Source organism: Paenibacillus oryzisoli (assembly GCF_050467285.1).
Taxonomy (GTDB): domain Bacteria; phylum Bacillota; class Bacilli; order Paenibacillales; family NBRC-103111; genus Paenibacillus_E; species Paenibacillus_E oryzisoli_A.
Genome location: NZ_JBCMUN010000007.1, coordinates 36,838 through 60,589, shown reverse-complemented (window position 1 = coordinate 60,589; position 23,752 = coordinate 36,838). Strand labels below are relative to the sequence as shown.

The window sequence follows — 23,752 nt, the reverse complement described above, 5'->3', positions numbered from 1 at the left end:
GATGTATCGAGCACAGGTGAAGGCGGGCAGCGAAACGGATTTTGTATCAGCACTCGCGGAGTCTGCTAGAGACTGGGAGTATGATCTGCGCGGGCAAAGCATAGCAAGCATCGCGATTTTCGCGAAGGAAAGCAGCCTCTTTGTCTACCTGGAGGCTATGAACGAGGCTGCCCTCTGGCATTGGCCCTACGCCTGTCGAGATCATCTCGAGGTCTGGCCGAAGGCAGAGGGGAACCCTCGTGACACGGTGCCCCTGTTGCCGATCTACCGCGACGGGGAGCCAGTGGATGTGCGGCGAACGGGCGCTCACGAGCGGCTGGGCCATCTGGCGAGGCTCCGGCCGGAGATGTACAGTTCCTACATTTTCTATCACTTCGCACTCCAGGAGGAGAAGCCGAACAGCTTTAACCCTACGTATGTGATCGGCGCGCATGAGGAGCTGATTTTCTCCTATCATGAGCGGCCTGCGCCGGCGTTCGAGTCTGGCGCGACCCGCCAGACGTGGCCTGCGTCGATCTTGCCGAGCGCCGATTGGCATGAGCTTATGGAGCCGCATTTTCAGCCATGGCCTGGGGGAGATCAAGGGCCGGTGCTTTGGGAGAAAATGAATCTGATCTACAGCTTTTGACGTTCAGGCACAGCAAAAAAGCCGACCCAACCTCCTATTGGAGGCGGGGCGGCTTTTCCTGCATATCAGTAAGTATATCCTCGAAGTGGCTCTATGCCATCAGTAAACGCGCCCGTCCTCGACAGGACGGCGGAGCCGTTTATCTATGATTGAATCGGATCTGGAATCAATCCTTGGGCCATCAGTTCGCTGTTCGTCTTCATATGTTTCATCTCTGCGCCGAGCTTTTTGACCTCTTGCATGTCCTGCGACATGGAGCCGTTATCCGCCTCCTCGATCGATTTGCCGGTCGGTCGGTTCAGCATCTTTTCCAACTCGATAAGCTTCTCCAGTGCCGTCTTGCGGACTTGAAGCGGGACAAATTCCTTTCCCTCGAAGCGTGCTTCGTCCCAGTGAATGGCGACGCCGTCTTCTTCGCTTGAAACCGCCGTGACGATAAACGGATAGTCATTCCCGGAAGTGCTGTGGGAGATGTTCAGTCGATAGGTCGATATTTCCGCGTGTCGGGTACGTTCAAAACCATGCTCGGTGAGCAGTCGCTGGAGTGCGGCTTGTTCCATGTGAAATCCCTCCTCGATCAGAATGGGTACTTTCGAGACCAGGCCCTATAACGACTCTGTCGTGAACTCCCGGTTCGGACGTTCCAAAGTTTCGTCTTTTATTTTCCCTGCCGTTTCGGCAATCTGCTGTCCTGCCTCACGAGCCTCGTCGGCCAATTCTTGGGAGTGCTCGCAGGTGCTCTGCGCCATATCCTCCGCCTTGTCCTTCACCGTGCTGGCAAGCTGCACCGCGTGATCGCGGAAGGTCAGGCACGTATCGGCCAACTCCTTGCGCAGCTCCGCGCCTTTCTTGGGAGCGAACAACAAGGAGGCGACCGCACCTAACGCCGCACCGATGATCATCCCGGATAGAAGTCCGTTTCTTTGTCCTGTCGTCTCTGTATTCATGTTTCATCTCTCCTTTGATTGGGGTATAAGTAGGCAACCGATCCTACTAGCCTGTACCCCATCGAAAGTGATTTGAAACAGGGGGCAAGTGTGCTATATTCTTTTCAAATATCCCGTCCGTTAGCAAGCTTTGGCGATCGGGAATCGGAGGAATCGCTCTATGAACGAGATGAACATTGCCATCGTGGACGATAATAAAACGAATCTGCTCATTATTGAGAAAATTTTACAAATGGCCGGCTACAGAAATCTGTCGATGTTCTCATCCGCCAAGGAACTATACCGGTTTATGGGCATGGATTCGGCGCTTGCTTCGGAGAGCATTGCCGATTTGATTCTCATGGACATGATGATGCCCGAAATAGACGGTATCGAAGCTTGTCGAGCGATCCGGGCGCAGGAAAGGTTTCGGGACATTCCGATCATTTTCGTAACAGCCCTGGGGGACTCGAATAAGATGGCGGAGGCGCTGGACGCGGGAGCGACCGACTATGTGATGAAGCCGATCAACAAGACGGAGCTTCTGGCGCGAATTCGCTCAGCCCTGCGTTTGAAATACGAGAAGGACTGGCATCGCGAGCGGGACAAGCGAATTCAGTATGAGCTGAGCCTGGCGAAGCAGGTGCAGCAGAACGTGCTCAGCAAGCCGTTTGCGAACGAGCAGGTGCAAGTTACGGTTAAATACGAGCCTTCTTCCGAGCTTGCCGGGGATTTCTACGCCTGGTATCCGCTCGGCGCCAATCGTTTCGGTATTATTCTATTGGATATGATGGGGCATGGCATTGCTTCTTCGCTGGTGTGCATGTATATTTATTCTTTTTTAAAAGATACCCTCACGGGTATATCCGATTTAGAGGGCGTCATGCAGGAATTAAACCGGCGTATGACGCAGCTGCACTGGGCGGACAACTTAATGAATTATTATTTTACGGCGATTTACCTGGTCGTGGACACGGAAGCCCGCACGATTGAGTATGTCAATGCGGGTCATCCTGCTGGACTTGCGCTTGTCGACGGCAAGGTCAAAAAGCTGGATACCGGATGCTGCGCCCTAGGACTGTTCGACCACATTCAGGTCAAACCCGGCAGCATGACTTACGAGCGGGAGGCCCGCATTGTGCTCTATACCGACGGCTTGGCCGAATGGATGTCAGGCGATCTGGACGAAGCGGCAGATCGGATCGTGCAGCGCATACAGACGACTGAGGCGCAGGACGCGGAAGCGTTATTCCAGCAATTGCAGCCGGATTTGGGTGAAGAGCCGGTGCCGGCACCGGATGATATGTGTTTGATTATGGTTTCGGTTTCCTAAGGTGCTGGTACGAGCCGGCGGCGGTCATATATACGCTCCTATTTACGAAGAGTATAGAAACAGGGTATATTTTTTATACAGGAAGAAGCGCATACAATCATGTGATGAGAGCAAACAAGAGGAGTGAGTGAGGTTTATGACAGTGAACAAGTTCCAAATTGACAGGCAAGAGAACGGTTCGGCCATTAAGCTTCACCTTTGCGGCGAGTTGGATTTGGCTGCTGCCGCAGCATTTCACGAGGCGCTGGAGTCCGTCGTGTATAGCGCAGACCGCGAGCTTACGCTCGATTTGGAGAAGCTTGCGTATATCGACAGTACGGGCATCGGCATCCTGGTGTCTGCGGTGAAAACCCGCGATAAGCTGAAAGCGCCGCTGTATGTGACGAACATTCCGTCTAAAATTAAACGACTTTTTGATATGACAGGCATTTCTCCATATTTGAACGAAGGAGTTAAAGGCGGCAAATGAGCGAAGTACACCTGCAAATACCTGCCCAAGCGGATTATTTGGAGCTCGTCAGACTAACCGTCTTCGGGATTGCGTCGAAATTGAATTTGACCTATGAAGATATCGAAGACTTGAAGGTAGCCGTCTCGGAAGCGTGCAATCAAGCGATCTTGCATGCCGAGCTGACGGGCAATGCGGCCCCCGGCGAGCTCGGGATTCGTTTCGATGCGCGCACGGAAGCTTTGGCCGTGACGGTTAAAGCGCCTGGATCAGGAGCTTTCTTGGCAGCGCCGTCAGGATCTGCTGAGGCCGGGCTTCAGGCGGAGGCGAGCAAGATCAGCTTGGGCTTCTATTTGATGAAGGCTTTGATGGACGAAGTTGAAGTGGATGCGCAGCATGGCATGGAAGTTACGCTCATTAAGTATACGAACATAAACACCACGACGTGACGGTTGTCCGTTAACGGCCATCGACGGGCAACTGGAGCAGCAAGCCTGCAAGAAGGCAGGTATTTTCGGCGGTACGGCCTTTTTTAAGCGAGTTTGGACTAAAAAACTGCTCTATTGCAGGTTTTGTGCGAAAACCACCATTGTTGTGAAAAAAAGCCTGCCTTTTCGCAGGAATATATCTTCCCTGTTCGGCAAGCATTTCAATGGCTGGGGGATTTCCGGCGGGATGCGGCGAATTTAGACTGAACGCTATCCGCTGCGCCAAAAGCACAAAGAAAGCCTAGCACATTCTCGCTAGGCTTCTTTGCTTAATCACCGCTTGCGCTTTATTTGCCTAAGTAGGCTTGGAGCATCCAGCCGGTTTTCTCCAGCGAGGCGCGGACGGCAATGAACAGATCGGCTGTCGGTTGATCGCCGCCTTGCTCAGCCAAGTTGATGCCTTCGCTAAGCTCGGCCCGCACGATCTCCAGATCGTCGCTCAGGGACTGCACCATCTGATGGGCATTCTCGTGACCGCTCGCTTCCTGCACGGAGGATAGGGCGAGCTGCTCCTTCAGTGTGGCCGTCGGCCGCTTGCCCAGGGCGAGCATGCGCTCGGCGATCGCGTCCAGATGCAGGGCGGCTTCATTGTAGAATTCCTCGAATTTGATATGCAGCGTGAAGAAGTCAGGCCCTTTCACATACCAGTGAAAATGATGGAGCTTCATATACAGGATGGAAAAGTTGGCAACCTGCTTGTCCATAATGACGTTCAAGTCAGGCTTGGTTTGCGTTGTTGTCTTCATGATAGAAAGCACCTCCGAATATGAGTAATGTTGCTGACACGTTTTATTACCCCGCATAGTGCGGATTGAAACCAGAAAAATTGAAAAGCAGCGTGTTTCGGTATTCGGCTTTCGGGGTAACTAAAGCGTATAGCTGCAAGAGGAGGTAGATCTTGATGCTGCTGCAGATTAGTGTTTTGATTGTTGCCATTGCGTTTGTTGTACTTGTTGTTTATTTAATTCAAACGCTGAGGTCGCTTAGGGCGTCGCTCGAGGAGACGACTGCGGCGATGAGGCAAGTCAATATGGAAGTGAAGGAAATCGGCGGAGACGTGCGAAGCGTCATCCAGCATACGAATGAACTCGCCATCGATGTGAAGTCCAAGCTGTCCACGCTGAATCATTGGTTCGGTTCCGCAAATGACATCGGTCGGGTTGTGCACAGTCTAACGTCATCTGTGAAGCAAATGGCCGTCGGCACCGAGCCGTCGGCATCGGCGGCCAAGCCGAACGCTGTGCTAAGCGGGCTCGGCATCGCTTGGGACGTCTGGCAGACCATACGTGCCAGCCGCAAGTCTTTCGCTGATTCCAAACGAAAGAAGCCGATGTCGTAGCGCAGGGTCGTGATCGTGGCGATGTACGTCTAAACAAGTGGTAAAGGAAGAGATTCTATGCATCCCTACATTCAATTAACGATACCGGCGGAAGCCGAGTATCTGGATATTGTCAGACTGAATTTATTCGGCTTTGCCTCCAAGGCCGGATTCTCGTACGAAGATGTCGAAGACATGAAAGTGGCCGTCGCGGAAGCTTGCAATAACGCGATTCTGCACGCGTATGGGGAGGAGCCGGGCGGCTCGGTAGACATACGGATGGAGCTTATCGGTGAGGAGATGGCCATCACGGTCCAGGATTACGGCCGCAGTTTTGAAGTGAGCCCCTCGTCCTTCGAAGCGCCTGTTCCGCCGACGGGAATTGCCCGGATACGTACGAGCGGGATGGGGCTCTACTTGATGCAAGCGCTGATGGATGACGTTCAGGTTGCGGTGGAGAGTGGTAAAGGAACGACGATTGTGCTGACCAAGCGTTTGCACGGAGAAGAGGTCATCCTATGAGCGCTCATTCTTCCGCTAACCCGTTATATGAAATTTACGGTAAAATGAAGCTGTACAGGGAGACGGACTGCGAGGATACGGCGACCGTGCTGCTGCAGCATTACGAGCCTGTCGTCCGCATGGCTGCGGGGAAAATAGCGCGCAGTCGTCCCGATCTGTACGAGGATTTGTTCCAAGTGGGGCAATTGGCGATGCTGCGGCTGTTCAAGCAGTATGACAGCGAGGTGGGTGTTCCGTTTGAAGCCTATGCGATGAAGAGCATCGTCGGAAGTTTGAAAAACTACTTGCGCGATAAATCCTGGTACATTCAAGTGCCCAGACGGATCAAAGAGAAAGGGACTGCGATTCAACGAACCATCGATGAGCTGACCGTGCAGCTGGAACGCTCGCCGAAACTGGAGGAAATTTCTGAAAGATTGGGCCTGTCGCTGGAGGAAACAATTGAAATTCTCGCAGGGCGCGATTATTATCACTACACGTCTTTGGACACACCGTTATCGAGCGAAACGGACAGCGCAACGATTGCAGATGTGGTGGCGGTTCCCTCCAACGACTATCAGCAGCTCGAACACCATCTGGATCTTCGCGAGGCGATGGAAGGACTTAAGGAGGAAGAGCGCCAAGTGCTCCAATTGATATACTATGAGAGCCAGACGCAAAGACAGGTTGCCAGCCGGCTGCAAGTGTCCCAAATGAGTGTCAGCCGAATTCAGAAGCGGGCGATGACCAAGATGAAGGCGGCGCTGCAAGCAGGCGCATGGCAAGCCGAAACGCCGTGATCAGGCGGCAACGGATAAAATGAAAGCAGGGGGCGTCATTGTTGTTTCAACCCATAAGATTTACTGTTCGCACCAAGATTCTTGCAGGTTATTTGTTCATTCTTCTGTGTCTAGGTCTGTCGTTGATTACGATTAGCGGGCGCATTGCGACGCTGCAAAAAGAGGTTGACTATGTGTCTGGTCACGACATTGACGTTCACGATCTGCTCAATCTCGTGCAGAAGAATATGTTGGATATGGAAACGGCGGTTCGCGGCTATATCATCACTGGGGACGAGCAATATTTGGAACCCTACGACCTCGGGAGTCGAACCTGGACGGACAACTATAACAAGCTGTATCAGCTCTTGGAAGATAATCCGGAGCAATTGCGCAGTCTGGAGCAGACTAAGCCTGTCTTTCGAAACTGGATTGCAAGCAGCGACAACGTGATTGGGTTCAAAAAGGAGAACCAGATCACATCTGTGAATGAGTACTTCCAACAGAACACGGGCAAAAAACTGATGGATCAACTGCGCACGCAGATGGATACGATGCTGCAAATGGAGAAGAAGTTGACGACCGCTCGGACGCGGCAGCTGGAACAGAGCAACTACAATCTTCGTATCGCTATTTTCGTTCTTGTTGGCCTGGCGGCCGTCATTTCGGTTGCCATAGGCGTGGTGCTGTCGAGCACGATCGTCAAGACGATTCGTCAGGTGACGCGCGCGATCGAGGACATTCGCAAATCCGATGGTATGCTTGCCACCCGCATCCATGTCAGCACGAAGGATGAAATCTGGGAACTCGCCGAAGCGACCAATCGGCTGCTGGATACGCTCAGCAAAAAGAGCTGGATTGAGAAGAGCGTTACCGACGTTTCTTTTATGTATCAGGGGCTCACGGATCTTAATTCCCTGGCGCAAGCATTCATCGGCAAGCTGGGGCGCCTGCTGGATGCGACGTATGGCGTCATTTATTTCCGTAAAATGGAGAACGGCGAGACGATGTTCAGCAAAACCGCGGCCTACGCCGCTTCCGGGGAAGCCGGTGCGGTCGACAGCTTCCGAATGGGCGAAGGTCTCGTGGGGCAGTGCGCGGCGGATCAGCGAATGTTTTTGCTGGATAATCTGTCTGAAGGGCATGTACGGGTCGTCTCCGGTCTAGGGGAGTCGGCCCCATGCCATTTGCTTGTGGCCCCGATTATGGCCGACGGCCGGGTTGAGGCGGTGGTGGAGCTGGCGGGGATGAAGCCGTTCCTGGCGCAGCATCTGGAATTGCTGGATCGGCTGCAGGACAAATTCAGTTCAGTCATGGACAGCGTGCTGGATCATATGGAGATTGAGCGGCTGCTTGGGGAGTCCCAAGTTATGACCGAAGAGCTGCAGGCCCAAGCGGAAGAGCTTCAGATGCAATCCGAGGAGCTTCAAACGCAGCAAGAGCAGCTTCAAGTGACGAACAAGTATCTGGAGGAACAGAACTATTTGGCTGAGCAGGAAGCGATCAAACTGAAACGAACCAAGCAAGAGCTGGAGGATTATTCCATTAAGCTGGAGAAGAGCTCCAGGTATAAGTCCGAGTTTCTTGCGAACATGTCGCATGAGCTGAGAACGCCGCTCAACAGCATTCTGATCCTGTCGCAAATGCTGTCAGAGAACAGCGAGGAACTGCAGCGAACGGATATTCATGAGTATTCCAAAGTTGTTTATGATGCAGGCAGAGACTTGCTGTCGCTGATCGACGATATTCTGGATCTTTCCAAGGTGGAAGCAGGGAAAGTCGAGATCTTTACCGAGGAACTGAATGTGACGGAGCTTCCGCAGCTGATGCAGGCGATGTTCGGCCCGATTGCGGACAAGAAGCAACTGGACTTCCAAGCAACGATCGGGCCGGATGTGCCCGCTGTTCTCTTCACGGATGGGAAACGGCTGCAGCAAATTTTGAAAAATCTGCTGTCCAATGCCTTTAAATTTACCGAGCGAGGCTCGGTACACATGCGCATTGAGCGTGCAACCGCTGCACGTGTGAAGGAAGTGCTGCGATTAGAGGAAGAGACAGACGTGCTTGCGATCTCAATTACGGATACCGGCATCGGAATTCCGATCGATAAGCAGCAGATTATTTTCGAGGCGTTCCAACAGGTGGACGGTACGATGAACCGTCAGTATAGCGGAACGGGACTTGGGCTGTCCATTTGCCGTGAATTTACGCGGCTGCTCGGCGGCGCCATCGTGCTGCGAAGTGAGGTGCGCAAAGGCAGTACATTTACGCTCTATCTTCCTAGCATGTCGGAGCAGCTCAGCAGCTTGACGGAGGAGATGACGGCGCAGCGGGAGCTGGCGCTCGCCCCTCGGCACATCGCAACTGCTACGGAAGCGGAGTTGACGGGAGTGCCTCAGGAGGAAGCTGCGATTTCCCCCGATGATCTTATTTTTAAAGGAAAAAGAATGCTGCTTGTCGATGACGACGTGCGCAATATTTACGCGCTGCTCACCGCTTTGGAGATGAAGAACATCAACGTCGATACCGCGAGCAACGGCAAGCAGGCACTGGAGCAGCTCGAGCAGGAGCGTTACGATCTGGTGCTGATGGATATCATGATGCCGGTCATGGACGGCTATGATGCGATGAAAGCGATTCGGAGCCAGCCGGATCTGCAGGATCTGCCGGTTATTGCGTTGACGGCCAAAGCCATGAAAGGAGAACGTCAGCGATGCATTGAAGCTGGCGCTTCGGACTATATTATGAAGCCGATTCAAATCCAGCAGTTGTTCTCGCTGATGCGAGTGTGGCTGGCCAAGTAAGGGGGGGCGCCTGATGACCATTCAACCGATGAGTCCCTTGATGGAGCCAGAGGAGCAGGAAGTGAGAAGCGTAGAGCATATTGAGCTGAGTTTGCTACTGGAAGGGCTTTATCAGCTATGCGAATACGATTTTCGCCAGTATGTGCGAACTTCGCTTCGCAGGCGTGTCCTGAACCGCATGAAGGCTGAGGGCCTGACGACAATTACCGCACTGCTCAATAAAGTGCTGCACGATTCAGCGTGTTTGACGAGGCTGCTGAACGACATGTCCATTCGTGTCACGGAAATGTTCCGGGATCCGGACTTTTTCGCGGTCTTCCGATCCAAGGTCATCCCTGAGCTGAGAGCGTATCCCGAAATCCGCATTTGGCATGCGGGATGCGCAACCGGCGAGGAGGCATACTCCATGGCGATTATGATGCTGGAGGAAGGGCTGGCGGAGAAGACGAGAATTTATGCGACCGATATGAACGAGAAAGCGCTTGAAGCCGCGCGAAGAGGCGCTTTTCCGCTGAAGCAGATGCAAATATACACCAGGAATTACCAGGAGTCTGGCGGCACGAAGTCGTTTTCGGAGTATTACACGACCGATTCCCAATATGCTTATTTGGACGAGGAAGTTAAAAAGTCGCTGATTTTCGCCCAGCACAATCTCGTGACGGACGGCTCCTTTAATGAATTCCATGTGATTCTATGCCGGAATGTGTTGATCTACTTCGATCACGAGCTTCAGCAGCACGTGCATCGCCTATTGTACAACAGCTTGTCCAAGCGCGGATTTCTGGGACTCGGCAATAAAGAATCGATCTTTAATAGTATGGATCGGCAGCTCTATGAGGAGTTTGCTCCTCGCGAGAAAATTTATCGAAAAGCAGCTGAAGCGATTGGAACATCGGGTATGTTTCAGCGATAGGCAGAGCGGGTAATAGATCTTGTAGCCGAATTACAATAATGAAAAGAGGTGTTGTCTATGCTAGGTTGGGCTGTCATGTTTCTGATTATTGCGTTGATTGCAGCTGTTTTCGGATTTTTCGGCATCGTATCCACGGCGGTAGGCATTGCTAAAATATTGTTCTTCGTCTTCTTGATTATGTCGATCCTCTCCTTTATTTTCGGAAAACGCAGCAATGTGTAGACGAATCTAGGCTAGCAGAAGAGCAGCTATCATTTCCATTCAAATTCTGGAAGGAAGGTGTATCTTATGTTTTGTCGAAAAATTGTTCTGGCGTATGACGGTTCCGAAGGAGCCAACAAAGCGCTCGAGAAAACGATTGAGCTCAGTAAATGGAATAAAGACGTGCACGTGTATGTGCTGAACGTGAATCAGCCGAAGCTGGTTGCCGCCGGCGAGGCGTACATGATGCCGGCCATCGCATCGGTGGAGGTGCAGTCCGAATTGGAAGCGGAGGCAAGGCATACGCTGGAACAAGCGGAATCGAGGCTTGCCCTGCATGCGATGTGCTCGTATGAATCGCTCATCGATAACAATCCGGCTGCCGCTATCGTAAGCTTTGCCGAAACCAACGATTGCGACCTGATCGTGATCGGCAATCGGGGATTAAGCGGCTTAAAGAAGTTCCTGCTGGGCAGCGTCAGTCACGATGTCGTGCAGAACGCCTCGATTCCGGTGCTGGTGGTTAAGGAAGATATGTAGTGCGCAAACGCAGGACGCAAGCTGCGCCGTCGACGCTCGGCGGCGGTCCGGAGCCAAGCGCATGTATGCAGAAGCCCCTTTCGGCTCAAGTGTGAGCTGGAAGGGGCGTTTTGATGTGCTTGCAGTCGCTGAGCCTCAATGTAACTCCCAAACATAAGCTATCTCCTCCAACCTTCCGCCATCTCCCCCAGGGAAAATTCATCTCTCTAGCTCTCGCACCGTACTAAGGTCGCGCAGGCAGCACTTCTTCACATGAACCTGCAAAACATACAGCAAATTCTGAAGAAATAGGGCCAGAATCGTAGTTTACCTGCGAAATATACAGTTAATTTCTTGCTAATCGCTGATTTTGGGCTGGTTTTGGAAAATACGGCCGAATTTGATGTAGTATTTGCAGGTAATCGCTTGGAATAGCGCATTTTTCGGAAAAGAACTGTACAAAATACAGGAAAACTTTGGGGGAGGGGGAGGATACGGTACTCAGTGGTGGGAGTGCGAGTAATAAGAGCTTGCGGTACGGAGCGGCGGGGGACGGGAGGACGAGGGAAAGAGCTTGCGGTATGGAGCGGCGGGGGACGGGAGGACGAGGGAAAGAGCTTGCGGTACGGAGCGGCGGGGGACGGGAGGACGAGGGAAAGAGCTTGCGGTACGGAGCGGCGGAGTCGGGAATACAAGTGACCAAGAGCTTGTGAACTTGAGGCAACCTCCCGCAACGCGCAGCAAGCCCCTGCGCGCTGAACGAACGCAGGGGCTTGTGCTGCGAAACGGTTTCTAGAATAACGGAAACACGTAACGAACCAGGAAATACAGCAGTCCGAAGACGATCACGATATACGCCGCATATTTGATGAAGGTGGAGGCGACAAGGCCTTTGTCATACTTTTGCTCGATATGCTTCTCTTCAATGTCTACGCTTTTCATCGGTTCCATCTCGATCAGCTCCCTCGCTTGGAATGGTCAATCACCCTACTTAGCAGTACCCGTTTGGAGGGATGCTGAATCACAGGCAGGCCCAAGGAAGGTGTGAGTGAGGGAAGCCCGTATGTTGTCAGGTTAAGGCCGTAGGCTGAGAGTGAGATGTCGGTTTTCCCATGTGAAAGCTGGCGGCTCTTCGAAATAGGTTACTTTTAATAACTTATTATCACGGGTTGCCCTTGAATTCCAGGAATAAGATAACAGTCTTATCTTAAATACGAGTTAACTTATTTCTTTACAAACTGAGGGGTAGAAAGGCAATTCAAATGGCTTGCAGTTGGTGAAATAGGCACGCCTCGAGTGCTTAATGAATGAAAGTCGGCGCTTTGCGACGGAATAAGCATCCCGCGAGTGCTTATTGAACCCAATACGCTGCTTAACGGGCAGATTTGGAAGTAATAAGCACTTGTCGAGTGTCTATTGGCCGAAATCCGGCACTTCGCGGCTGAATAAGCCCTCCTCGAATGCTTATTCAGCCTGAGTACAGCTTAACCTGACAACATTGAGAAGAGCTCTCCCTTTTTTACAACCGGAACAGCTTCCGCGCGTTCTCGCTAAAAATTTTGCGCTGCTTGTCCTCGGGCAGCCACCGCAGGATTTTCGTCGGATCGTCGAAATCCCAATGCGGATAGTCGCTCGAGAAGAGCAGCATATTCTCGGCGTCGAACATCTCGAACATCGCCGCTAGATGTTTCGGATTGTCCGGTTCCTCGATCGGCTGCGTTGTGATAAAGCAGTGATCGCGGACATATTCGCTCGGCAGCCGCTTCAGCCAAGGGACGGAGGAGCGGAGCGCCTTGTAGTTCTTGTCAAGCCGCCACAGCAGAGGAGGCAGCCACGTAACTCCGCCTTCGCACAACACGACTTTGAAGTTCGGGTATTTCTCGAACACCCCGTCGCAGACGAAGCTGACGAGATGCGCCATGAACGTCTGAGAGAGGCACGTATGCCACTGCAAGTAGTTGGACACATAGCCAACGGCGGTCGGGGCGTTGAAGATGCCGGCGCCTTCCGAGCCGGGGTGGATCACCAAAGGCAGGCCGTGGCGCTCGCATGCTTCATAGATCGGGTGGAAGAAGCGCTGCCCGTACGGCATGCGCGAACCGCCGGTCACGCTGACGGCGACGATGTCCGGGTGCGGACCGATCCGGTCGATTTCTCGCACCGCTTGCTGGGGATCCTGCGTGGCTATGCACATGTATGTTTTGTACTTTGGACTCTGCGGAATCCATTCGGCGAGCACATAGTCGTTGTAGGCGCGGCATAGGGCAGCGGCATAGTCGGCATCGGCCAAGCCCGATGCGCTAATAAAGGAATCCGAGCACAGCAGCGCGTACTCGACATTAAACGGATTGACGTAATGCTCCAGCATATACGCGGGATCGGAGCCGACAGGGCCGCCGCCCGGCGGATTGGCATCTTTGCGTTTATTGCCGATCGGCGAAGAATAAGGCAGGCCTGCGCCGGGAATGCCGAATTGGGCGGCATGGCTGCGCCACGGTTCATCCAGATAAGGAAGCAAATCCTTGCCGCTGCGAAGCTGGTTATGGACGTCGCAATCGATGACGGGCAGTTTAGTTTCGGTTTTCATACTTGAACACCCTCCTTATTCATTTCCGTGCCGATGACCAGGTGTACGGTGCCGTTCTCCACGACGACCGGATAGCTGCGCGTTCGGACTTTCTCGCTGAACAGCGATTTCCCCGTTTTGAGATCGAACTCCCATCCGTGCCAGGGACAGCGGACAATTTCCTGGTCGCGGCCGTAGATGAATTCAAAGACATCCGACTCCAGCGTCGTCCCGCATACCGGGCCTTTGCACAATTCAGCGCCTTGATGAGGGCAGTAATTGAGCACGGCATAATAGTCGCCCTTCACGTTATACACGCCGATGGAGCGTTTACCTACTTGAACGATTTTAAATTTCCCCTCTGGCAGATCGTCTACTGCGGAGACTGGATATAAATCCATTTGCCTCAGCTCCCTTAGTGGTTTATGATTTCATTGTAGAGACAATAACCATCGAAAGCCATTGAGGAAACAACTTCTATTTGAACGATTCTAAGGTTTATAAAAAGATTGTAGCTGAGAGGAGGCGAAGCTGTGCTGGAGCTGGTGTCGGTGTATCTGGACGATATGAATGCGGAGTGGCGCAAGGAAGCCGAAGCGACGTTGACGGATATTTTGATTTTAGTTACGCATGGCAGCGTGCTGTATACCCTGGAGGAGGAGACGCTGCTATTGGAAAAAGGGGATCTGCTGCTCATCCGCAAAGGAGTCATGCGCTCCGGTGAGAATGCGGCCGAAGGTCCGCATCAAAAATATTCCGCGCACTTCCATCTGAATGAGCGGGGACGAGATTTGGTTGCGGAAGCAGGCGGCTATCGCATGCTAAAAGCCCGAAGCTACGACTATATGAAGCAGCGATTCGCGATTTTATCTCAGCACTGGTTCGGGCAAATGCCCTGCGCCGATGTGATTTGCAGCGGTATCGCGATTGAACTGCTCGGCTGCTTCGTCCAGGAAACGATGGACAGCCGGTTCACCTCCGTCAAGCTGCGCCTGATGAGCGAGGTTCAGAAGTACATTGCGGCGCACTACCGGGAGCCGATTCGCATTGAGGAACTGGCCCAGCTTGTCGATCGCGCGCCGAATTATGTTACGCAGTCGTTCAAGGAAGTGATGGGCTTGACGCCGATCAGTTACCTGCACCAGGTTCGCGTCCATGCGGCGCGGGATCTGATCCTCAATACCCGCATGACGATTCGTGAGGTATCCGACTATCTCGGCTACAGCGACCAGGCGCATTTCAACCGTGTATTCAAAAAAATGATGGGCTACCCGCCCTCGTCCATCGTGCGGGAGGTGCAGCGTCTTTCATGAAAATTGTAGAGCGCTTACATTCCATTCAGTTCAAACTGACCGGCACGTTTTTGCTCATTTTGCTGCCGCTGGTCTTTGTCAGCATTTTCGCTAACGATTACTCGCAGCGCATCCTGAACGGACAGATCAACGACCGCACGCGGGGCGCGCTGCTGACGACGCTCGAGTACATTGAGCAGTTGACGCAAAATATGGATCAGCAAACGCTGCTGATCGGCTCGAACCCGACGATCGTCGACGTATGGAACAATATCGACGATCCGCTAAGCCCGGAGCACCTGTATGAGCTTCATACGGTGCAGCAGCAGCTGTCGGCCTTGACCAACGTCAATGGCGCGATCAAAGAGGCTTTTATTTTGCATGGCAGCAGCGAAAATGGGCTCTCCACGGCGACCGGCGGCATAAAATGGCCGGGGGTGAAGCAGGAAACGTGGTTCAGGCGGACGCTGGACGCGAACGGCGGCCTCGTCGTGTACGTGCCGACTGCCTCCAATTCCGGCGCCTCCAAGTATTTGACGCGGGATACGATCTATTTTGCCAGGCTGCTGGACGTGCTCAGCCGCAACAAGGAGCCGAACGTGCTCGTCCTAGCGGTGGATAAGTCTTCTTTTCGGCAAATCATTCAACATTTACAGACGTCAGCGAATATGAACATCACGCTGTACTACAACGAGGAGTTCGTGCTGGACACGAACATGCAGCAGGCGGCGGCCGCCGTAGATAGGGAGAAGAAAGACTTGTCCATCAAGGCGGGCAACGGCTTCTGGTCGATTCAACTGCAGCAGCCGCGCGCGGAATTGTTCAAGCTGTCGCACCAGCTCCAGCAAATCACCTACTGGATTATCGCCGTCAGTATCGTACTGGCCGTCTGGACGGCATGGCTCGTCTATGCCGCGATTTCGAAGCCCTTGCGCGAGCTGTCCGGCGCGTTCAAGCAGTTCAGCGGAGGGAACTTGTCCGCCCGCGTGAAACATCGCCGCAAGGACGAGTTCGGCTATGTGATGAACGGCTTCAACCGCATGGCGGAAGCGCAGCGGCGTATGATCGAGGAGGATTACGCCAAAGAGCTGCGGCTCGCCAAGACGGAATTCAGCTTGCTGCAGTCGCAGATTAATCCGCATTTTTTATACAACACATTGGATTCCATCTACTCCGTCGCGCTGAAGCATAAGGTGCATGTGATTAGCGATATGGTCATTAATTTGGCTCGCTTTTTCCGCGTCAGTCTGGGCAAAGGGAGAGAGACGTTTACGCTGGAGGAGACGATTCAGCACCTCATGTATTACATTCGGGTTCAGCAGCTGCGGTCAGATCATCTTACGGTGAGCATTCAGTTGGAGGAGCGGACGAAGCCGCTTGTTCTGCTTAAGCTGATTTTACAGCCCGTGGTGGAAAATGCGATTGTGCATGGACTTGAACGCAACCGGCAGGGCGGCGAGTTGTCCATTCGATCTTCGCTTGAGGCGGACAAGCTGAGGATCGAGGTTAAGGATACCGGGCAGGGTATATCGCCGGAGAAGCTGGCCGATCTGCAGGAGGCGCTTAGTCAGATTACAAGCCAGTCGTACCGGCAAGCGGAGGCGAGTCCGGCCAAGATGTATTTTGGGCTGAAAAATGTGAAATCCCGTTTGAAGCTGTACTACGGCGAGCAGGCGGATGTTACGGTTGAAAGTGTAGTCGGTCAAGGGACGACCGTTGCCCTGACAATTCCGGTGAAACAGGAGGATGAGGAGCTATGAGGCTGTTAATTGTGGAGGATGAACGGCATGTTCGAGAGCGTCTGGCGGAGGGGATTGATTGGCAGGAGCTGGGGATCGAGCTGGTCGATGCCGTGTCGACGGGGGGCGAAGCGCTTGCCGTTGTGCGCAGCGATCATGTCGACATTATTGTGACGGACATTCAAATGCCGGAAATGAGCGGTCTCGAACTCGCCGGCGAATTGCGGCGGCAGGCTCCCTATATCAAGCTGATCATTTTGACCGGCTATGATGATTTTGAATACGCGCGGCAAGGCATTGAGCACGGTGTGCTGAAATATTTGGTCAAGCCGGCCGACAATGAGGAGATTGCAGGTGCGGTGTTGGAAGCGAAAGCGCAGCGCGAAAAAGATCTGCGTGAGGCGCATCATCTTGCGCAGTTGGAGAGCCGGTGGCAGGAGCATGTGCCCCATTTGAAGGCGATGTTCTATAAAGGCTGGCTCCATGGCCGCTATGCGGAATGGGAGCTGGACAGGCACCGCCGCGATCTGAAGCTGGAGGAGCAAGCGGGCCTCATGCTGCCCGTGACGCTGGATATGGATCCGATTCTCGCCTACAATGAACGATTCAAAGCGGACGACCGGGCTCTTGTGCAATTTTCGCTGTATACGATTGCGAGGGATTTGCTCGAAGGCGAGGGCTGCGCGGTCATTCAGGACGACGACGGCATGGTAGTCGCGCTGTTCATCAAGCCGCCGGCTTACGGCGAAGACGAGCTGCACAGCTTGGTCAATCAGCTCATCGCCCGGCTCCTGGGCACGGTCAAGGACATCTTGAAGTTGACCGCCAGCGCAGGTATCGGCTCCATCGCCACGATGCCAGCGCTGCTGCCGTTAGCGTATAAGCATAGTCGCGCTGCGCTTCAGGAACGGATGGTGCTGGGGCACGATGTCGCCATTCCATACCGGGGCGCAAGCAGCGGCGCCAAGCGGCAGGCGGAGCTCGGCCAGCTGGAAAAGGAGCTAGAACTGGCCATTCTGTCCGGACACGCGGAGCGCAGGCAGGAAATCGTGGCCAGGCTGATGGAAGAAGGCTTCGGGCCGGACAAGCCGCTTGCCGAAGCGAAGGAGCAGCTGCTGCGCCTGATGTGCCTGCTTGCCGGCATCGTGCATGGGCAGGGCTGGACACTGAACGAAACGCTGCGGGATGAGTATGCGTATTTTGAAAGTTTTGGCCGTCTGCTCGCGCGGGAGCAGATTGAAGAATGGCTGCTTCGCATGTCAGCGCGCATTGGCGACGCCATCACCGGACAGCGCAAATCCGGCGCCCAGCTGACGGTTGAAGAGGTGATTCGTTATACCCGGGAACGGCTGCACGAGGAAGAGCTCAGCTTGTATGCAGTTGCTGGTCAGCTCTATGTCAATTACTCGTATTTGAGCCGGACGTTCAAAGAGGTCACTGGCGAGTCGTTCTCCGACTATGTGCTGCGAATGCGGATGGAGCAGGCGAAGGAGCTGCTGGCGAAGGGGCTCAAAGTGTACGATGTGGCCGAGCAGGTCGGCTACAAGCACGTCAATTATTTTTCTAAGAGCTTTCAGAAATACTGGGGCGTTAAGCCCAGCGAGATGAATAAGTAGCGGGGAGGGGAGCCGGTGACGGCTTCTTTCTATTTGCCCTACATGTTTTGAACAAGTAAAAAAAGTTGCAACGATAGTAAAAGAAGGTGAATACGAAAAGAACGGAAAAAGGGCTATGATGTTCTCATACCAGATAAAAACGCTTCCAAGAGAGGAGAGACCCCATGAAGGCTGCAACGCTGACATCCCTTCGCGCCCGGCAGCGGGAGAAACGTGCTCAAAGACATCCGCTGCTGAGGTATTGGGATTTGTATCTGATGGTGCTTCCCGCACTTATTTTCTTAATCGTCTTCAAATATGTGCCGATGTACGGCGTGGTCATCGCTTTCAAGGACTACAACGTGATTCAAGGCGTGTTTCATAGCAAATGGGTGGGTTTGCAATATTTTCGCGAGCTGTTCACGTTCGATGAATTTCCACGCGTCATCCGCAACACGCTGCTGATCAGTCTCATGAAGCTGATTGTTGGCTTTCCCGCACCGATCGCCTTGGCGCTGCTTCTGAACGAGCTCAGGCTGGAGAAGTTTAAGCGCTCCGTGCAGACCGTCACCTATTTGCCGCACTTTATCTCTTGGGTCGTCATCGGCGGCATCGCCGTCGATCTGCTGTCGCCGAACAGCGGCATCGTGAACAAAGTGATTCAGGCGCTGGGCTTCCAGCCGATTTTCTTCTTATCCGACGAGGGGCTGTTCCGCTGGATTCTCGTTTTCTCCGACACGTGGAAGGAAATCGGCTGGGGAGCGATCATTTATTTGGCGGCGCTTCTCGGCATCAACGAGGAATTGTTTCAGGCGGCGACGGTGGACGGTGCAGGCCGGCTGCGGCAAATCTGGCACATTTCGCTGCCGGGGATTCGCTCGACGATTGTCATTCTGCTCCTGCTGCGGATCGGTCACGTGCTGGATGCGGGTTTTGAGCAGGTGCTCGTGATGTATAACCCGACGGTCTACGATGTCGGCGATATTATCGATACTTACGTGTTCCGTGTGGGTCTTGGGACGATGCAATTCGGCTTGACGACGGCCGCCGGCTTGTTCAAATCGGTCATTGGCTGCATCCTCCTCGTAATGGCGAATACGATCGCCAGACGCATGGGCGAGGAAGGGATATACTAAAGGGAAAGGGGGCGGCAAGATGCTCCGTTCAAAAGGGGAAAACGTCTTCAGCTATATCAACGTGGTGCTGCTCACGCTTCTGTCATTAACGATGATTCTGCCGTTTATCCATATCGCCGCCAAATCGTTCAGCTCCGAGGCGCATGTGCTGGCGAAAGATATTGTGCTGTGGCCTCGGGGGTTTACAACGATTTCATTCGAATATGTACTGTCTAACAAACAGTTCTACACGTCATTCGGCAATTCGATCTTCATCACCGTGGTCGGCACGCTGATCTCGATGGCGCTGACCGTGCTGGCGGCCTATCCCTTATCACGCAAGGGACTGCCGTATACGCGCTTTATGATGCTGCTGTTCGTCATCACGATGTTTTTCAGCGGCGGCCTCATTCCGACGTATCTGGTTGTAAAAGGAGTCGGGCTGCTCAACTCGCTGTGGGCACTAATTTTGCCAGGTGCGCTGGCGCCGTTTAATTTGATTCTGATTCGCAATTTCTTTATGAGCGTCCCTGACGCGTTGGAGGAATCGGCCCGGATGGACGGCGCTTCAAACTTTCGCATTCTGTTCGCGATTTACTTGCCGCTCTCCGTTCCGTCGCTTGCGACAGTGGGCATGTTCTACGCCGTCGGGTATTGGAATCAATTTTTCCAGGCCATGATGTATATTACCGATCGCACCTGGATGCCGCTGCAAATGTTCCTGCTCCAGCTCGTGACCGACGAGAAGTCGGCAGATATGGTCGTAAGCGATGTGTTTCGCGAAGTGACGCCCGAGACCGTGCGGGCTGCAGCGATTTTATGTGCGGTGCTGCCGATTTTGTTCGTGTATCCGTTTATTCAGCGGTATTTCGTCAAAGGGGTTATGATTGGTGCGGTAAAAGGGTAGCGCTGCCCTGGACCTGTGCGAAGCTTAACATAAGCATGAGATGAAAAGGGAGGGTATAAGCATGAATATGAAAAAAATGGCAGTCTTAGGGTTATCGACGATTCTGTTGGCCGGCGTTGCGGCCGGGTGTGGCGGAAACGAGAGCGGTGGGGCAAGCACGTCCACGGCTTCGAGCCCATCAGCCGGCTCTGGCAGTGTGAAGAACAAAGATGTAACGGTCATGCGAACGTACCATGCGTCGATGGAGCAGTTCAAGGGCGACGACAACATCAATAACAACAAGCTTGTCAACGTGTTAAAAGAAAAATCCGGCTTCAACGTCAAGTATGAATCGCTGCCGAAAGATAATGGGGATCAAAAGGTTTCGATTATCCTTGCCTCTGGCGATGTCCCGGATATTTTGTGGGTTAATGGCAAATCGAATTATTTTAAGCTGGCGCAGCAAGGGGCCTTCGAACCGCTGGACGATCTGATTCAGAAGTATATCCCGAACATGTCCACCTACCTGTCCAAGGAACTTTCCGATGCCGCCCGCTTGGATGGCAAAATCTATGGCATTCCAGTCCGTGTTGCGCAAAAAGTTGGCAACGGGATGCTGGAGCGCTCCGATATTCTGAAAGAACTCGGCTTGAAAGATCCTGCGACTATCGGTGACATGTATACGACGCTGAAAACAATCAAAGAAAAGAAAAACATCGCTCCACTCACCGCAACCGGCGGCAATCCCGGCTCGTTCATGGGCTCGTTCACCCCTTATGCGGCAGCGTACGGCGTTGGCAATGCAACCGTGGTAAAAGACGGCAAGCTGGCCTTCTCTTGGGTGCAGCCGGAGTATAAGGAATTTCTCACCGAAATGAAAAAATGGTACTCGGAAGGGCTGATCGATCAGGAATTTGCCATTAATAAAGATATTAAGGATAAAATGATCAACGGCACGGCTGCGTTCGGCACGCTGTACTGGGCGGATGCCTACACGATTGACAAGTCCATCGCGGACAAGAAAACCGGCGGTACGCTCCAGTACATTGCCCCGATTACCGGCAAGAACGGTCAATCTGGCTTCCAGGAGGAAGGCATCCCGGGCGGCTATATCGTCATTCCGAAGCAGGCCAAAAACAAGGAAGGCGCCGCAGCGTACATCAATTATATTCTGAGCAATGAAACAGATACATTCCTGACTTATGGCATTGAAGGTCAGGATTACAAGGTAGAGAACGGCCAGCCTGTGCAGACGCTCGATCAAAGCAACAATATCGCATGGCGGACGCTCTACTTCTTCGGCGATACCGATCCGAGCTTTAACGCCCGCTTGAAAGCGAAAGGCTTCCTGCCGTACTACGAGCCGCTGCTGAAATTCAAGCAAAACCGTGAAGAAACGTCCTATGCGCCGGCTGTCGATGCCTATGATACGAAATTTACAGAGCTTCGCAATTTTACGGAAGAGAATGCTCTCAAATTTATTATGGGCAAGCGCGATCTTGGCGAGTTCGACAAATTTGTTCAGGAGTTTAACGCCAAAGGCGGAAAAGCAGCCATCGATGCGATGAACGAGTGGTACACGAAGAAAAAATAGCTGTTTGGAGCGCGATGGAGGTAGGTTGGGATGCATAAGCAGGATGTGAAAAATAGGATTGCCGGGCATCCGTCGCTCGTTGCCTTCTGGGATTTCCAGGAGGCAGCGGGGGAGCTGCGGCAGGCACAGGGGCCTTACGGCTACGTGCTTTCGGAGCAGGAGGGGCCGATCGAGCGTGCGGAGGAAGGCGTGTTCGGTCCTTATTCAGCGAAGCTGCGCTTCGGCCAGTGGTTTAATCTGCCTCGGGCTGCGTGTCCGGCGCTTGATTTCCATGGCAAGGATACGGCGCTGACGATCATTGCTTGGGTCAAAAGAGAGCAGCGGGACAACCGCGAATGTCAGGCTATCGCCGGCATGTGGAACGAGACGGACAAAAAGCGGCAGTACTGCCTGTTCCTCGATCTGCACATTTGGGAAAGCGCCGATCAGGTGTGCGGCCACGTCTCCTCCACCGGCGGGCCGACGCCTGGCCATCCGTGGTGCATGACCACGGCCATCGGCGCAACGCCGGTTTCGCAAGGCGAGTGGCACACGGTCGCCTTCTCATATGACGGCGCCGACGCGCGCACGTACCTCGACGGCCGCCTGGACGTGCGCGAGACGTACAATCCCTACGCGTATCCGGAGGGATTGTACGACGGCGGCGCGGCCGGCGCCGACTTTACCGTTGGCGCCGTGTACCGCTCCGGCGCCATGGGCAACTTCTTCGCCGGCCATCTCGGCGGCCTGGCGGTGTTCAACCGCGCGCTCGGCGATGACGAGCTCGCGCGGTTGGTGTAGGCGCCGCCGGGTGAGGCGGCGGCGCAGCTCAGAAACCCTCGATCCGTTGTGGCGGATCGGGGGTTGTTTTGCGTGGCGGGGAGGAGCAGAATCGTGTTGGAGGAGCAACTGGCGTTATAGGAGAGAGGCGTGTGTTGGAAAAGTAGAGTGTATTGGTTTGAGTAGCTAGTGTTGGAGGAATAACTCCTCCCTCAATGTGCGGAGGTCAGGATAAGCTACTTGGAGGAACGCTGGGCTGGCGAGCCTGGCATGGAACGTGGTGCGCGGGGAAATAAGAGTGGCTTACCTCTCTTATTGGATGGCGTCGTCGAGATTACTGACCGACGGGCGACCGACGGTCTTTCAGCTTGCGTAGAGGCTTTCTCCCGGTGAATCGTAAACTAAGGCTTACACCAACTGAAGCTGCATCAGCCACTCCCGCAATGCTTGTCCGATTCCATGCGGATTCTCTTCCGTCAAGTGGTGGAAACCTTTGCCGATGTCAACTAGCGTTAATTGCTGCAAATGCGCTCTGCACCAAGCAAGCTGTGGCTCACGAATCGTGCAGCCCGGCGAAGCATAGAACAATATTTTCGGAATCGTAGACTGGGTGAACCATGCATTTCGTGCTTCAACTGCCTGTACGACCTCATTCGGCGTGCCGGCAATCGGGATCTGGTTCGGGAACACCCACATCGGCCGTCTCGACTCCAGCTCTCTGAACGGTTCTCGGTAATGTTCATGCTCTTCAGGTGTAAAAGGCCGATTGATGATGATATGCGGCATTCCCTCTACAAAAACATTGTTATCTCGCATGAAAGGCCAACCGTTCTCCGGATCGCGCAATGTTTGAAACAGCTCCGCAGATTCCGCGGGCGTAAACGCCGACCAATCCGGGCAAGGATAGAGTGCTTGCGGCTCGATCATCGCAATGGCTTTTACGTTGTCAGGATGTTTCGCGGCATACTGCAAGCCGAGCGCCATCCCCCAGTCGTGGCCGACTAGGATCACATCCCGCAGCCCCATTTGTTCAATAAAACGGATGACATAGTCAGCCTGTTCTGCAAATGTATAGCCGATGTCCGGCTTATCGGACTGGCCCATGCCGATCAGATCCACCGCGATGCAGCGGAAAGACGTCTCTAGGTACGGGATCATATTCCGGTACATATAGGACCAAGTGGGATTGCCGTGCAGCAGCACAATTGGCGTTCCGGCTCCTTGGTCGATGTAATGAAGGCGATGCCCGTTCACTTTATGATAATGGGACGCATAGGGGAAATCGGCACGGATGGCCGGTGTTTCGAGATTGGACATGTCAGACAGCTCCTTGGTTTCCGTTTTTGTA

26 protein-coding genes are annotated in these 23,752 nt (G+C 53.6%); 18 read left to right on the top strand and 8 right to left on the bottom strand.

From position 1 onward, the window contains the following. The first annotated feature begins 1 nt into the window (after position 1). Positions 2-628: a hypothetical protein gene (locus ABE504_RS12920; protein WP_430088805.1), complete on the top strand. Its 627-nt coding sequence runs from the start codon at positions 2-4 to the stop codon at positions 626-628. A 143-nt stretch (positions 629-771) separates the two neighbouring features. On the opposite strand, the gene ABE504_RS12915 is transcribed toward ABE504_RS12920, so the two are convergent. Then, positions 772-1,188: a hypothetical protein gene (locus ABE504_RS12915; RefSeq protein ID WP_430088803.1), complete on the bottom strand. Its 417-nt coding sequence runs from the start codon at positions 1,186-1,188 to the stop codon at positions 772-774. A 45-nt stretch (positions 1,189-1,233) separates the two neighbouring features. Then, the gene (locus tag ABE504_RS12910) at positions 1,234-1,575 is read right to left on the bottom strand and encodes a YtxH domain-containing protein (protein ID WP_430088801.1); all 342 of its coding nucleotides are present in this window, start codon (positions 1,573-1,575) and stop codon (positions 1,234-1,236) included. Positions 1,576-1,744: 169 nt separating this feature from the next. On the opposite strand from ABE504_RS12910, the gene ABE504_RS12905 reads away from it, so the two are divergent. From ABE504_RS12905 to ABE504_RS12895, 3 genes are all read left to right on the top strand, one after another. Then, positions 1,745-2,887, top strand: a complete 1,143-nt coding sequence (locus tag ABE504_RS12905; RefSeq protein ID WP_430089923.1) for a SpoIIE family protein phosphatase — start codon at positions 1,745-1,747, stop codon at positions 2,885-2,887. 136 nt (positions 2,888-3,023) lie between these two features. Then, a complete protein-coding gene (locus ABE504_RS12900; protein WP_430088799.1) occupies positions 3,024-3,356 on the top strand; it encodes an STAS domain-containing protein in 333 nt (110 codons plus the stop codon). Then, positions 3,353-3,784, top strand: a complete 432-nt coding sequence (locus ABE504_RS12895; RefSeq protein ID WP_430088797.1) for an ATP-binding protein — start codon at positions 3,353-3,355, stop codon at positions 3,782-3,784. Before ABE504_RS12900 ends, ABE504_RS12895 begins: the two co-directional genes overlap by 4 nt. A gap of 10 nt (positions 3,785-3,794) precedes the next feature. On the opposite strand, the gene ABE504_RS12890 is transcribed toward ABE504_RS12895, so the two are convergent. Further along, the gene (locus ABE504_RS12890; protein ID WP_430088795.1) at positions 3,795-4,049 is read right to left on the bottom strand and encodes a hypothetical protein; all 255 of its coding nucleotides are present in this window, start codon (positions 4,047-4,049) and stop codon (positions 3,795-3,797) included. A gap of 61 nt (positions 4,050-4,110) precedes the next feature. Then, on the bottom strand, positions 4,111-4,569 hold the full coding sequence (locus ABE504_RS12885; RefSeq protein WP_430088793.1) for a Dps family protein: 459 nt from the start codon (positions 4,567-4,569) through the stop codon (positions 4,111-4,113). 155 nt (positions 4,570-4,724) lie between these two features. Between ABE504_RS12885 and ABE504_RS12880 the strand changes: the two genes are divergently transcribed. The 7 genes from ABE504_RS12880 (at position 4,725) to ABE504_RS12850 (ending at position 10,879) form a co-directional block, all read left to right on the top strand. After that, positions 4,725-5,162, top strand: coding sequence for a DUF948 domain-containing protein (locus ABE504_RS12880; protein ID WP_430088791.1), 438 nt, complete (start codon positions 4,725-4,727; stop codon positions 5,160-5,162). 57 nt (positions 5,163-5,219) lie between these two features. Next, a complete protein-coding gene (gene rsbW, locus ABE504_RS12875; RefSeq protein WP_430088789.1) occupies positions 5,220-5,663 on the top strand; it encodes an anti-sigma B factor RsbW in 444 nt (147 codons plus the stop codon). Further along, a complete protein-coding gene (locus ABE504_RS12870; RefSeq protein ID WP_430088787.1) occupies positions 5,660-6,442 on the top strand; it encodes a sigma-70 family RNA polymerase sigma factor in 783 nt (260 codons plus the stop codon). The genes rsbW and ABE504_RS12870 overlap by 4 nt, the downstream gene beginning before the upstream one ends. A 41-nt stretch (positions 6,443-6,483) precedes the next feature. Next, positions 6,484-9,225, top strand: a complete 2,742-nt coding sequence (locus tag ABE504_RS12865; protein ID WP_430088785.1) for a CHASE3 domain-containing protein — start codon at positions 6,484-6,486, stop codon at positions 9,223-9,225. A 13-nt stretch (positions 9,226-9,238) separates the two neighbouring features. After that, positions 9,239-10,138: a CheR family methyltransferase gene (locus ABE504_RS12860; protein WP_430088783.1), complete on the top strand. Its 900-nt coding sequence runs from the start codon at positions 9,239-9,241 to the stop codon at positions 10,136-10,138. 57 nt (positions 10,139-10,195) lie between these two features. Continuing rightward, positions 10,196-10,360, top strand: coding sequence for a DUF1328 domain-containing protein (locus tag ABE504_RS12855; protein WP_430088781.1), 165 nt, complete (start codon positions 10,196-10,198; stop codon positions 10,358-10,360). A gap of 66 nt (positions 10,361-10,426) precedes the next feature. After that, a complete protein-coding gene (locus tag ABE504_RS12850) occupies positions 10,427-10,879 on the top strand; it encodes a universal stress protein (RefSeq protein ID WP_430088779.1) in 453 nt (150 codons plus the stop codon). Positions 10,880-11,650: 771 nt separating this feature from the next. Here the strand turns inward: ABE504_RS12850 and ABE504_RS12845 are convergent. The 3 genes from ABE504_RS12845 to ABE504_RS12835 form a co-directional block, all read right to left on the bottom strand. Further along, complete coding sequence (locus tag ABE504_RS12845) at positions 11,651-11,809, bottom strand: hypothetical protein (protein ID WP_164716331.1); 159 nt, start codon at positions 11,807-11,809, stop codon at positions 11,651-11,653. A 568-nt stretch (positions 11,810-12,377) separates the two neighbouring features. Further along, complete coding sequence (locus ABE504_RS12840) at positions 12,378-13,445, bottom strand: amidohydrolase family protein (RefSeq protein WP_430088777.1); 1,068 nt, start codon at positions 13,443-13,445, stop codon at positions 12,378-12,380. Next, positions 13,442-13,825 (bottom strand): Rieske (2Fe-2S) protein, encoded by a 384-nt coding sequence (locus tag ABE504_RS12835; protein ID WP_430088775.1) that lies wholly within the window; start codon positions 13,823-13,825, stop codon positions 13,442-13,444. Before ABE504_RS12835 ends, ABE504_RS12840 begins: the two co-directional genes overlap by 4 nt. 132 nt (positions 13,826-13,957) lie before the next feature. Here ABE504_RS12835 and ABE504_RS12830 point away from each other — a divergent pair, with 132 nt between their 5' ends. The 7 genes from ABE504_RS12830 to ABE504_RS12800 all read left to right on the top strand — a co-directional run bounded on the left by ABE504_RS12830 (position 13,958) and on the right by ABE504_RS12800 (position 22,425). After that, on the top strand, positions 13,958-14,737 hold the full coding sequence (locus ABE504_RS12830; protein ID WP_430088774.1) for a helix-turn-helix transcriptional regulator: 780 nt from the start codon (positions 13,958-13,960) through the stop codon (positions 14,735-14,737). Beyond that, complete coding sequence (locus ABE504_RS12825) at positions 14,734-16,476, top strand: sensor histidine kinase (RefSeq protein ID WP_430088772.1); 1,743 nt, start codon at positions 14,734-14,736, stop codon at positions 16,474-16,476. Before ABE504_RS12830 ends, ABE504_RS12825 begins: the two co-directional genes overlap by 4 nt. After that, positions 16,473-18,071: a response regulator transcription factor gene (locus ABE504_RS12820; RefSeq protein ID WP_430088770.1), complete on the top strand. Its 1,599-nt coding sequence runs from the start codon at positions 16,473-16,475 to the stop codon at positions 18,069-18,071. The genes ABE504_RS12825 and ABE504_RS12820 overlap by 4 nt, the downstream gene beginning before the upstream one ends. 164 nt (positions 18,072-18,235) lie before the next feature. Next, positions 18,236-19,186 carry an ABC transporter permease gene (locus tag ABE504_RS12815; RefSeq protein ID WP_430088768.1) on the top strand — a complete coding sequence of 317 codons (951 nt, stop codon included), beginning with the start codon at positions 18,236-18,238 and terminating at the stop codon, positions 19,184-19,186. 19 nt (positions 19,187-19,205) lie between these two features. After that, entirely contained in the window at positions 19,206-20,072 is an 867-nt protein-coding gene (locus tag ABE504_RS12810; RefSeq protein WP_430088766.1) for a carbohydrate ABC transporter permease, read from the top strand. A gap of 61 nt (positions 20,073-20,133) precedes the next feature. Next, a complete protein-coding gene (locus ABE504_RS12805; protein ID WP_430088765.1) occupies positions 20,134-21,645 on the top strand; it encodes an extracellular solute-binding protein in 1,512 nt (503 codons plus the stop codon). A gap of 45 nt (positions 21,646-21,690) precedes the next feature. Then, positions 21,691-22,425 (top strand): LamG domain-containing protein, encoded by a 735-nt coding sequence (locus ABE504_RS12800; protein WP_430088763.1) that lies wholly within the window; start codon positions 21,691-21,693, stop codon positions 22,423-22,425. 387 nt (positions 22,426-22,812) lie between these two features. Here ABE504_RS12800 and ABE504_RS12795 read toward each other — a convergent pair whose 3' ends face one another. Beyond that, positions 22,813-23,721: a haloalkane dehalogenase gene (locus tag ABE504_RS12795; RefSeq protein ID WP_430088761.1), complete on the bottom strand. Its 909-nt coding sequence runs from the start codon at positions 23,719-23,721 to the stop codon at positions 22,813-22,815. Positions 23,722-23,752: the final 31 nt, after the last annotated feature.